At 71.0% G+C, this 10,413-nt stretch carries 9 protein-coding genes; 5 read left to right on the forward strand and 4 right to left on the reverse strand.

Features of this window, described 5'->3' with window-relative positions:
• Positions 1-8: 8 nt before the first annotated feature.
• Together K1T34_RS08175 and K1T34_RS08180 are read right to left on the reverse strand one after the other, a co-directional pair.
• Positions 9-569 (reverse strand): hypothetical protein, encoded by a 561-nt coding sequence (locus tag K1T34_RS08175; protein WP_220243681.1) that lies wholly within the window; start codon positions 567-569, stop codon positions 9-11.
• 13 nt (positions 570-582) lie between these two features.
• Entirely contained in the window at positions 583-2,571 is a 1,989-nt protein-coding gene (locus K1T34_RS08180; RefSeq protein WP_220243682.1) for a pyruvate dehydrogenase complex E1 component subunit beta, read from the reverse strand.
• Positions 2,572-2,686: 115 nt separating this feature from the next.
• On the opposite strand from K1T34_RS08180, the gene K1T34_RS08185 reads away from it, so the two are divergent.
• Together K1T34_RS08185 and K1T34_RS08190 are read left to right on the forward strand one after the other, a co-directional pair.
• Complete coding sequence (locus tag K1T34_RS08185; protein ID WP_220243683.1) at positions 2,687-3,745, forward strand: alcohol dehydrogenase catalytic domain-containing protein; 1,059 nt, start codon at positions 2,687-2,689, stop codon at positions 3,743-3,745.
• Positions 3,745-4,902 (forward strand): acyl-CoA dehydrogenase family protein, encoded by a 1,158-nt coding sequence (locus K1T34_RS08190; protein WP_220243684.1) that lies wholly within the window; start codon positions 3,745-3,747, stop codon positions 4,900-4,902. Before K1T34_RS08185 ends, K1T34_RS08190 begins: the two co-directional genes overlap by 1 nt.
• Here K1T34_RS08190 and K1T34_RS08195 read toward each other — a convergent pair.
• The gene (locus K1T34_RS08195; RefSeq protein WP_220243685.1) at positions 4,868-5,686 is read right to left on the reverse strand and encodes a TetR/AcrR family transcriptional regulator; all 819 of its coding nucleotides are present in this window, start codon (positions 5,684-5,686) and stop codon (positions 4,868-4,870) included. The genes K1T34_RS08190 and K1T34_RS08195 overlap by 35 nt on opposite strands.
• A 128-nt stretch (positions 5,687-5,814) precedes the next feature.
• Here K1T34_RS08195 and K1T34_RS08200 point away from each other — a divergent pair, with 128 nt between their 5' ends.
• The gene (locus K1T34_RS08200) at positions 5,815-6,219 is read left to right on the forward strand and encodes a DUF1992 domain-containing protein (RefSeq protein ID WP_220243686.1); all 405 of its coding nucleotides are present in this window, start codon (positions 5,815-5,817) and stop codon (positions 6,217-6,219) included.
• On the opposite strand, the gene K1T34_RS08205 is transcribed toward K1T34_RS08200, so the two are convergent.
• Positions 6,209-8,071 (reverse strand): CocE/NonD family hydrolase, encoded by a 1,863-nt coding sequence (locus K1T34_RS08205; protein ID WP_220243687.1) that lies wholly within the window; start codon positions 8,069-8,071, stop codon positions 6,209-6,211. The genes K1T34_RS08200 and K1T34_RS08205 overlap by 11 nt on opposite strands.
• A 274-nt stretch (positions 8,072-8,345) precedes the next feature.
• Here K1T34_RS08205 and K1T34_RS08210 point away from each other — a divergent pair, with 274 nt between their 5' ends.
• Entirely contained in the window at positions 8,346-9,665 is a 1,320-nt protein-coding gene (locus tag K1T34_RS08210) for an MFS transporter (RefSeq protein WP_220243688.1), read from the forward strand.
• Between the two features lie 26 nt (positions 9,666-9,691).
• Positions 9,692-10,408 (forward strand): GntR family transcriptional regulator, encoded by a 717-nt coding sequence (locus tag K1T34_RS08215; RefSeq protein ID WP_220243689.1) that lies wholly within the window; start codon positions 9,692-9,694, stop codon positions 10,406-10,408.
• The last annotated feature ends 5 nt before the right edge of the window (positions 10,409-10,413 follow it).

The raw sequence follows: 10,413 nt of genomic DNA on the forward strand, positions 1-10,413 counted from the left end.
TCGCTCGGTCACGCGCGGGCGGGTGCCTCCTCATCCGGCCCCGCCGTGATCTGCAAGGCCTCGCGGACTTGCTGGCGCAGCCCGAGCAGCAGCACACCCAGGTAGCGCTGCTTCTTCACGGCCGCACCCAGGTCCCGCAGGCCCAGCGCGTAGTCGTGGCTCTGGCGGAACTCGAGGTAGACCTCGTCGGCCGCGGCGGCGAGAGCCTGCGGACCGAAGATCATCAGTCCGGACAGCACCTGCTGTACCTGCTCGTCGAGTGCGCGCAGTTCGTCGACGCCGGCCGGCTCGTGGCCGGCCTCGCGCGCCGCGACCGGCTTCTCCAGCGCGCGTTCCCAGTCGCGGAAGGCGGTGAGCACCGCGATGTGCACGTCGAAGCGCTTCTCGCGCCAGTGGGCGTCGAGGTCGCGCCGGCGTTCCCGCGCCCAGCGCTGGTCTTCGCGCACGGCTTCGCGCGCCCACCGGCGCTCCTCTCGCCAGACGTTGATCAGCTGACCGCTCACCACCCCCAGGATGCCGAGCACCGCGACGACGATCGGGACCCACACCGAGACCTGGCCGGACTCCATGCGGGCAGCGTAGTCACGCGCGGGCGGATTCCCGGACAGCGGCAGCGATCCGTTCCTTCGACGGCAGCCACACCCGTTCCAGCGAAGGCGCATAAGGCGCCGGCGTCCCCGCCGCACCCACCCGGATCACGGGCGCGTCCAGCGTCCAGAAGCCCTCGCGGGCGGCCACGGCTGCCAGCTCGGCGCCCACGCCGAAGTCGCCGACCGCCTGGTGTGCCACCACAAGCCGGCCCGTCTTGGCCAGCGACTGCAGGACCGTGGCGGTGTCCAGCGGTGCGATGGTCCGCAGGTCGATCACCTCGACGCTGATCCCCTCGGCCGCCAGCTCCTCAGCCACGTCGACACAGTCGTGCACCAGCTTCGAGTAGGACACCAGCGTCACGTCTGTTCCCGGTCGGCGGATGGCGGCGCGGCCCAGCGGAACCAGGTGCGTGGGCGGTGGCTGCGGTCCCTTTCGCCCGTACATCAGGCGGTTCTCCACGAACACCACCGGATTCGGATCGCGAATGGCGGCCCGCAGGAGGCCGTACGTGTCCGCAGGCGTCGACGGCATCACCACGGTCAGGCCGGGAATGTGCGCGAGCAGCGCCTCCAGGCTCTGCGAATGCTGGCTCCCCGACGACTTCCCCGCGCCGAACTGCGTGCGCACGACCATGGGCAGGCTGACGGCGCCGCCGGTCATGAAGCGGAGCTTCGCGGCCTGGTTCATCAACTGGTCGAGGCACACGCCGACGAAGTCGAAGTACATCAGCTCCACCACGGGCCGCAGCCCGGCCATCGCGGCGCCCACGCCGGCGCCGATGATGGCGCTTTCCGAGATCGGCGTGTCACGCACGCGGCCGGGGTACTTCTCGGCGAGTCCCCTGGTCAGGCCGAAGACGTTGCCGCCGGCGCCGACGTCGATGCCCGCCAGGAACACCGACTCGTCGTGAGACAGCTCGTACTCCAGCGCCCCGCGGATCGCGTCCATGGTCCGGAAGATCTCGCCCGTCGCCTCGGCCGGCTCCGGCACGGGCTCCCGCGGCACGCCGACGTAGTGGTGCAGCGTGTCCGGCGACGGTTCGGCCGCGGCGCGCGCGGCCTCGACCGCCGCCTCGATCCGGGCGTCCACCTCGGAATCGATCGGGGCGACGTCCGTGCCCAGCTCACGCAGCCGCGCCGCCAGCCGCACCAGCGGGTCGCGTTCCTTCCACTCCGCCAGCTCCTCCGGCTCCCGGTACTTCTCCGGGTCGCCCTCGTAGTGGCCGTGCCAGCGGTACGTGTCGGCCTCGACCAGCACGGGCCCGCCGCCCTCACGCAGCTCGCGCACCAAACCGTCGACGAGCGAGGCAACGGCGGCGACGTCGTTGCCGTCCACGTGGTGGTAGTCCATCGCGTACCCCGGCGCACGATCTTCGAGCGAAGCGCGCGTCTGCGTGGCGATCGGCGAGAATTCGGCGTACTTGTTGTTCTCGCAGAAGAAGATGACCGGAAGCCGCCACACCGAAGCGAGGTTCGCCGCTTCGTGGAACATGCCCTGGGCCACGGCGCCGTCGCCGAAGAACGCCAGCACCACACCGCCCTGGGCACGCAGCTGCGCGGCCGTACCGGCGCCGACGGCGATCGGCAGCCCCGCGGCGACGATCCCGTTGGCCCCGAAGATCCCCTTGCGCGGGTCGGCGATGTGCATCGACCCGCCGCGGCCCCGGCACGTGCCGGTCTCCTTGCCCATCAGCTCCGCGAACATGCCCTCGACGTCGAGGCCTTTCGCGATGCAGTGGCCGTGCCCGCGGTGTGTGGACGTGATCACGTCGCGGTCGTCCAGCGGCCGGCACGCGCCGACGGCCGAGGCTTCCTGCCCGATGGACAGGTGCAGGAAGCCGGGGATCTCGTTGTTCCGGTACAGCCTCGACGCCCGGTCCTCGAACTGCCGGATCAGCCGCATCCGCCGGTACATCTCGGCCAATGCGCTCGGGTCACCGTCGAATGCCGTTGCCAGGTCGCTCACCCGGGTGGAAGTCATCACGCTCCTGCCCTTGCCGTTCACCGGTTTTCTCCCCGGCCCTTGACATCGCGCCGGGAACCACGATTCTTGTACCGACTGTTCGAAAAAACAACTCCAGTTCGGAGGTGGTCGCGTGCACGCGCTGCGCTGGCACGCCAAGGGCGAGCTGCGCCTCGACGACGTGCCGGAACCGCCGGCACCGGCGCCGGGTCAAGCGGTGATCGCCGTGTCGTACTGCGGCATCTGCGGCACCGACCTGCACGAGTTCGCGCACGGCCCCAATCTCATCCGCACGGGGCCACACCCGTTGACCGGCCTCGAACCGCCGTTCACCCTCGGCCACGAGATGAGCGGCACGGTCCTGGCGCTCGGTTCCGACGTGCCCGGTGTGAACGTCGGCACACGCGTGGCCGTCGACCCGTGCCTGCGCTGCGGCGTGTGCCGCTGGTGCACCCACGGCGAGTACCACATCTGCGCCAAGGGCGGCTCGATCGGCCTCGCCGCCGACGGCGGGTTCGCGTCGAAGGTGACCGTGCCCGTCGAGGGCCTCGTGCCGATCCCCGACGGTGTCTCCGACGAGCTGGCCGCCCTGGCCGAGCCGCTCGCCGTGGGCCTGCACGCCATCCGCCGCGCCGGCGTCCAGCCGGGTGACCACGTCCTGTTGCTCGGCGCGGGTCCGATCGGGATCGCCGCGCTGCTGGCCGCGAAGCTCGCGGGCGCCGCGGGCCTGTATGTGAGCGAGCCCGTGCCCGACCGCGCGCGCAAGGCCGCCGAGATCGGCGCGACCGAGGTCTACGACCCGGCGAAGACCGACGTGCGGCGTGAGGTCTTCCTGCGCACCGGCCGCGTCGGGCCCGACGTGGTGGTGGAGGCGACCGGCCGTCCGGAGCTGGTGGAGCTGGCCGTGAACACCGTGCGCCGGGGCGGGCGCGCGGTGCTGTGCGGGATCAGCGGTGCGAGCGCGTCCTTGCCGATCACGCAGATCGTGCCGTTCGAGCGCACGGTGCTGGGCTCGCTGGGCTACAACTTCGACATCCCGCGCGTGCTCGACCTCATGGCCACCGGCCGGCTCGACGCGACGCCGATGCTCACCGGGGTGCGGCCGCTCTCGGCCGGGCGCGACGCGTTCGCCGAGCTCGAAGCCGACCGCGGCAGCCACCTCAAGATCCTGCTGAAGCCGGAGGAGCACTGATGGACTTCGACCTGCCCGAGGAAACCGTCGCACTGAAGCAGCTCTGCCGGGATTTCGCCGCGAAGGAGATCGCGCCGTACGCCGCAGATTGGTCCGAGCGCAGCCACTTCCCCACGGAGGTGTTCCACGACCTGGGCAAGCTCGGGCTGATGGGCATGCTCGTGGACGAAAAGTACGGCGGTGCCGACGCCGGCTTCGTGTCCTATGTGGCCGCGATGGAGGAGCTGGGCGCGGCCGACCAGTCGATCGCGTCGGCGTGGAACGCGCACTCGACGATCGCGACGCTGCCGCTCGCCACGTTCGGCACCCACGAGCAGAAGGAACGCTGGCTGCGGCCGCTCGCCTCGGGAGAAGCGATCGGTGCCTTCGGCCTCACCGAACCCACGGCCGGCTCGGACGCGGCCGGTATCCGCACGCGCGCGCGACAAGCCGACGGCGGCTGGCTGCTCGACGGCACGAAGATGTTCATCAGCAACGCCGGCACCGAGATGAGCCTCGGCGTCACCGTGCTGGCCCTCACCGGCGAGAACGACGGCGGTGCGAAGCGCTACGGCACCTTCTTCATTCCCGAAGGCACCCCCGGCTACACCAAGGGACAGCCGCTGAAGAAGCTCGGCTGGCACGCGCTCGACACGCGTGAGCTCGTGTTCTCCGGCTGCTGGGTGCCCGACGACCACCTGATCGGCGAGGAGGGCAACGGCCTGCGCCAGTTCCTGGAAGTCCTCGACGGCGGGCGCATCAGCGTGGCCGCGCTGTCGTTGTCGCTGGCGCAGAAGGCCCTCGACCTCGCGGTGCGCCACGCGGGCGAACGCGAGCAGTTCGGCCAGCCGCTCACGCGGTTCCAGGCCGTGGGGCACAAGCTCGCGGACATGGCCACGGAGATCGCGGCGGCGCGCTGGCTCGTGTACAACGCGGCGTGGCTCGGCGACCAGGGCCGGCCGTTCAGCACGGCGGCCGCGATGGCGAAGCTGTACGCGTCGGAGGTCGCGAACCGCGCCGCCAGCCAGAGCGTGCAGATCCACGGCGGCTACGGCTTCATCCGCGAGTCCACCATCTCGCGCTTCTACGCCGACGCGAAGATCCTCGAAATCGGCGAAGGCACGAGTGAGGTGCAGCGCAACGTCATCGCCCGGGCTCTGGCGCGCGGCACCGCTTGACCTGCAGCTCGATGCCGTCGAGCAGCCGGTCGAGGCCGAACTCCCAAGCCTCGGCCGCCTGCTCGCCCGCGCCCTGGTCGAAGCCGCCGCCGAGCCACGCGCGGTTCATCGCCGGGTGCGCGGTCAGGTCGAAGTACTTGCCCCAGAAGGAAGAACGCTGGTCCCACCACGCGTCGTTCGACTGGCCGGTACTGCGTTCGAGGTGGATGCTCTCGGCTTCGAGCGCCGCGTTGGCGTCCACGTAGGCCGTGATGCTGTTCGCGGCGGCCACGGTTTCGCGCGGCGCGAGCCCCAGACCGTCCACGGTGGACAGCACGTACTCCTGGCCGGCGAGCTGACCCGGGCCGAGCGCAGGGCGCACTCGCGACATCTCGCGCAGCCACGGGTGGCGGCGGTGGGCTTCGCGCGTGCGCTCGGAGTAGAGCCGGATCTGCGCGCGCCAGTCGCCCGTCCGGGGCTGCCCGGGGCCGGGCAGGCCGCGCTCGACGAGGACGTCGTCCACCATCAGGTCGACGAGCTCGGTCTTGCCGGGCACGTACGTGTAGAGCGTCATGGTCCCGGCGCCGAGCTCCTTGGCGACCCGGTGCATCGACGTGGCCACAAGCCCGTCGGCGTCGGCGACCGTGATGGCCGCGGCCACGATCTGCCCGACGGTGAGCGTCGGCCGGCGCCCGCGCGCGGGTTCGGCCGCGGGCGTGGAACGTTCGCGCCACAGCAACGCGAGCGTGCGGTCGATCTGCTCAGCCTCCGCGGCGCGTTCGTCGCTGTTCTGCTCGACGGTCATCGTCGCAGCCCCCTCCCCTGCCCCGGCGGTGATCGGTTGCCGGGGATCCTACCTGCCGGTTCGGGACCTTCGACCCATCCGCGAGGCTCCGGTCGCGGCTACGCTGGGTGGGGATCGGAGGTGTTGGAGTGACCGAGCGCAAACCCCCCGGCGTGTCCTTCGGCTCGTGGGTCGACCGCCTGATCAACGCCGCCCAGTCGCGCGGCGAGTTCGACGACCTGCCCGGCGCCGGCAAGCCGCTGCCACCCGCAACGGGGCGCGACGCCGCCACGGACTGGGCCCTGCGCCGCGCCCGCGAAGGCGACCTGGACACGGGCTCGTTCCTGCCGCCGTCACTCGCGATCCCGCGCGAGATCCAGGACCTGCCGGCGAAACTCGCCTCGGTGCGCACCGAGAAGCGCGTGCGCGAGATCGTGGAAGACCTCAACGAACGCATCCGCGAAACGCACCGCCGGCCGCAGGAAGGCCCGCCGTTGCGCGCGATGCCGTTGGACGTCGACGAGATCGTGGAGAGCTGGCGCGTCACCCGGTGAACGCCGTGAGCGGCGCCAGCGGCAGCGTGATCGACGACGCGGGCGTCTTGACCTGGTAGATGCCGCCGAGCAGGCGGGGCAGCTGGGTGAGCGTCGGCGTGAGGTGCGGGGTGTCGGCCGTCGTCAGCACCACGCGGATCCGGTGCCCGGCCGCGAGCTGCGCGAAGGTGGGGAACACCTCCACGTCGTAACGCGTGATTTCGTTGGGTACCACCCACTTCTCCGACTGGCGCGTGTACGGGTGGTAGGGCATCAGGAGCTTCCCGTCGGGGCTGTACCAGCTGCGCGACGTGTCGGTTTCCCGCTGCGAACCGACCAGCGCGCCTTCGGTGAGCGGCTTGGACGAACCGTCCGGGCCGACGTCGGTCACGGTCACCACCCACATCGTGTCCAGGGTGTTGGCCTGCGCTGAGATCGACGCGGTGATCGGCCCGGCGAGCACGCTCGGCTGTGTCAGCGGCGCGGACGTGTAGACGAGCGAGCCGGGACCGTGTTCGCGGTCGAGGTTCGTGGTGTCGCACGCGGGGTTCGGCAGGAATCCGCCCAGCCACTGGGCGGTGGACCGCGTGCAGGTGCTCGACGTCGGCGTCCAGGTGATCCAGTCGGTGCCGCTGCCCGAGGGCGGGCTGGTCGTCAGCGTGCCGTCGTTGGCCGACCGCGGTGCGGTGCCGGTGCGTCCGCCGCCGAGGTAGTAGGTGGTGGCTTGTGCGCCGGCGAACGGGTACGTCGTGGTGTCGACCCAGTTGTCGGTGCCGAACACGTTGGCGTGCAAGGGTTTCGTGGTGTCGGTGATCCCGGTGTCGACGCCCTTGAGCCAGTGGTCGTACCAGGCCAGCTCGATCGGGTGCAGGTCGATGTCGCCGGTCGGATCGTGGTACCACGGGCCCATCATGAGCTGGTAGCGGCTGGTCGCCGTCTGGCCGGCGGCCATCGGCGCGTTCACGGGACGGCCGGCCCACGCGTTCTGCAGCGCCGCGTAGTTCATCAGGGCACCGCGCTGGAAGAGGTCGTTCCAGCCGCCGACGAGGTACGCGGGGATGCCGTTCGCGACGACGTCGCCCAGCACGTTGGCGGGGTTGCGCGACTGCCAGTAGTCCTCGTCGAACGCCTGCTCGCCGCCGGTGAACTCGCCCGTGAGCAGGGGCAACGTGCCCGCGCCGAGGCCGCCGAGGTGCTGCAGATCGGTGGTCAGCGCCGCCAGCAGTGCGGCCGGTGAACCGCTGTTCAGTGCGTCGAGCACGGGCTGGGTGACCGTGCGCAGACCGGTGAGCAGCTCCCACAGCGGCATGAACTCGGCGTTGGGCAACCCGCCCATCGCGGCGAGGTCGCGGTAGAGGTCGTTGCCCGCGACCACGGGGAAGATCGCCTTGAGCGGTGAGCCAGGGCCGACGGCGGCCGCGGTTGTCAGCTGGTTGATGCCGACGTAGGAGCCGCCGTTGAGGCCGACGTCGCCGTCGCTGCCGGGCAGCGCCGCGGCCCACCGGACCAGGGCGGCGCCGTCCTGGCGTTCGATCGGCGCGAACGGCACCCACTGCCCGCCCGAACCGCCGGTGCCGCGCACGTCGGAGATCACGGCGACATACCCGCGCTGGACGAAGTAAGACAGGTCTTCGTGCAGGTCAGCGCGACCATACGGCGTCTGCGCGAGCAGCACCGGGTACGTGCCGGGCGCGTCGGGGCGCAGGACGTCGGCCTTGATCACGGTGCCGTCCGCCATGGTGACCGGCACATCGTTCGTCTCGGTCACGGCGAACTGGGCCGGGCCCGGTAACCAGGTGGCCGCTTGTGCCGGGGAGACGAGCTGGGTCAGGAAGAGGACGAGCAGGCCGAAGAACGCCGTCGAACGCCGCATGCGGCCAGTCAACGCCGGCGCCCGTCGACGGGGCACCGCCGCCGGGGTGAGCCGTCGTCGACCGATCGTGGGCGGCAGTTTTCCCGCCAGGGCAACGGATCCGATGCTTTTCACCCGACCGCACCCGCCGTCGACCGGCGGGCATCCGGTCGAGCACCCGTCGAGCACCTGTCGAACCCGCCGCCTGTCGGCTGCAAACTGTTGACAGCAGACAGGCAACTACCTATCGTTCTCGCATCCGAGTCCCCCCGGTTCTGCCTGGAAGGCGGAAATCATGGAAAACCGCACGTCAGCGGTCGGCGTCGCCGCCCCCGCAGGCCCGGCGAGCATCGACCGCCGGGTCGTGGCCGCCGGGTTGGTCGGCTCGATCGTCGAGTACTTCGACTTCGGCATCTACGGCTACCTCGCGACCGTGCTCGCCGTCGTCTTCTTCGCCTCCGGCGCCGACCCCACCGCGTCCCTGCTGGCCACGCTCGCGACCTTCGCCGCCGCGTTCGCGCTGCGTCCGCTGGGCGGCCTGATCTTCGGTCACCTCGGCGACCGACTCGGCCGCAAGCGCATGCTGGCCACCACAGTGCTCGCCATGTGCGCCGCGACGTTCGCCGTCGGCATGCTCCCCACGTACGCGGCGATCGGCAGCGCGGCCGCGTTCCTGCTGGTCACGGCCCGGTGCGTGCAGGGTGTCGCGGCCGGCGGCGAGGTCGGCGGTGCCGCGTCCTACGTCGCCGAATACGCCCCGGCCCACCGCCGCGGCTTCCTCTGCTCCACCGTCCAGTTCGGCGCACTCGGCGGCGCGCTGCTCGCGTCCGCCGTGGTCACGACGCTGACGACCGTGCTCACCAAGCAGCAGATGACCGACTGGGGCTGGCGCCTGCCGTTCCTGCTCAGCCTGCCGCTGGGCGCGGTCGGCGTGTGGATCCGGCTCAAGCTCGAAGACTCGAAGCAGTTCCACAACCTGGCTGCCCAGGGTGAGGTCGCGAAGGCGCCGGTGCGCGAGCTGTTCGCTTCGCACCGCGGGGCACTGGTGCGCACGCTCGGCCTGTCGATCCTGCTGTTCGCCCTCTACTACGTGGTCTACGTGTACGCGTCGATCCACCTGCAGCGCGTGGGCGGGTTCAGCCCGAAGCAGGCCTTCTGGTCGACCACGGTCACGCTGATCGTCTCGTGCGCGGCCATGCCGTTCTTCGGCGCGCTGTCGGACCGGATCGGGCGACGCCCGATGTTCCTCGGCGCGACGATCGCGACGCTGATCCTCACCGTGCCGGTGTTCATGGTGATGAACGCGGGTCACTACGTGCCGGCTCTGTTCGCCCAGATCGTGCTGGGGCTGCCCGAATCCGCGCTGATGGCGGTGGCGTTCTCGACGTTCGCGGAGCTGTTCACCACCCGCGTGCGCTACAGCGGCATCGCGCTCGGGTTCAACCTGGCCAGCACGGCCGTGGGCGGCACCGCGCCCTACATCTGCACCTGGCTGATCGCCCGCACCGGCAGCAGCCTGGCCCCGGCCGGTTTCCTCCTCGTGACAGCGTTGATCACACTTGCGGCAGCAGTGCGGATGAAGGAGACCCGCGGCACCGCGCTGCGTGACAGCTGAACCACGACAACCGAAGAAGGCAGGACATGGCGACACCGCCCCCTCTGGAACGACGCACCGACACCTACGCCGGCCGCAGCCTCGACGTGCTGCGCGGCATGGTGCGCGACGGGCAGTTGCAGCCCGGGCAGCGGCTCAACGAGGTCGAGCTCGCCCGCGCGCTCGGCATCAGCCGGGGTCCGCTGCGCGAGGCGATCCAGCGGCTGGCCAGTGAGGGCCTGCTCAACGTCGTGCCCCACCGCGGTGCCTACGTGCGCACGTTCGACGCCGACGAGCTGCGCGATCTCTACGAGCTGCGCACCGCGTTGGAGACCCACGCCGTGCGGCTCGCGGCCCGGCGCGCGGACAACGAGGACCTGCGGGACCTCGACGACCTTCTGCGGGCCACCGAAGAGGTCCTGGAGTCCGATGTGGACACCGCGTACCCGGGCGAGTTCGACTTCCACCACCGCGTGGTCGCGCTGTCGGGCAACCAGTCCATCCTGCGCGCCTTCGCCGACGCCAACAACCAGATCCAGCTGGCCCGGTCGCGTTCCGGTCGCCAGCCGCGCCGGGCCCGCGACGCGTTCAAGGAGCACCGCGAGGTCCTGCGCGCGCTGGCCGCCGGCGACGCCGACGTGGCCGCGCGCCTGATGGACGAGCACCTGCAGCATTCGCTCGAAAATGCCCTGTCCCTGTTCGAAAACACCGTGCCCGACAGCCCGAAGGGGCTGGCGGGGCGGGGAGAAGACGAGGAGTTGTAAGCCCT

Origin of the sequence: Amycolatopsis sp. DSM 110486 (assembly GCF_019468465.1) — a bacterium.
In the GTDB taxonomy this organism is placed as follows: Bacteria; Actinomycetota; Actinomycetes; order Mycobacteriales; family Pseudonocardiaceae; genus Amycolatopsis.

Coding starts and splice junctions, on each gene's coding strand:
- K1T34_RS08210 (WP_220243688.1), top strand. CDS start 8,346: ATGGAAAACCGCACGTCAGCGGTCGGCGTCGCCGCCCCCGCAGGCCCG.
- K1T34_RS08190 (WP_220243684.1), top strand. CDS start 3,745: ATGGACTTCGACCTGCCCGAGGAAACCGTCGCACTGAAGCAGCTCTGC.
- K1T34_RS08205 (WP_220243687.1), bottom strand. CDS start 8,071: ATGCGGCGTTCGACGGCGTTCTTCGGCCTGCTCGTCCTCTTCCTGACC.
- K1T34_RS08175 (WP_220243681.1), bottom strand. CDS start 569: ATGGAGTCCGGCCAGGTCTCGGTGTGGGTCCCGATCGTCGTCGCGGTG.
- K1T34_RS08215 (WP_220243689.1), top strand. CDS start 9,692: ATGGCGACACCGCCCCCTCTGGAACGACGCACCGACACCTACGCCGGC.
- K1T34_RS08195 (WP_220243685.1), bottom strand. CDS start 5,686: ATGACCGTCGAGCAGAACAGCGACGAACGCGCCGCGGAGGCTGAGCAG.
- K1T34_RS08180 (WP_220243682.1), bottom strand. CDS start 2,571: ATGACTTCCACCCGGGTGAGCGACCTGGCAACGGCATTCGACGGTGAC.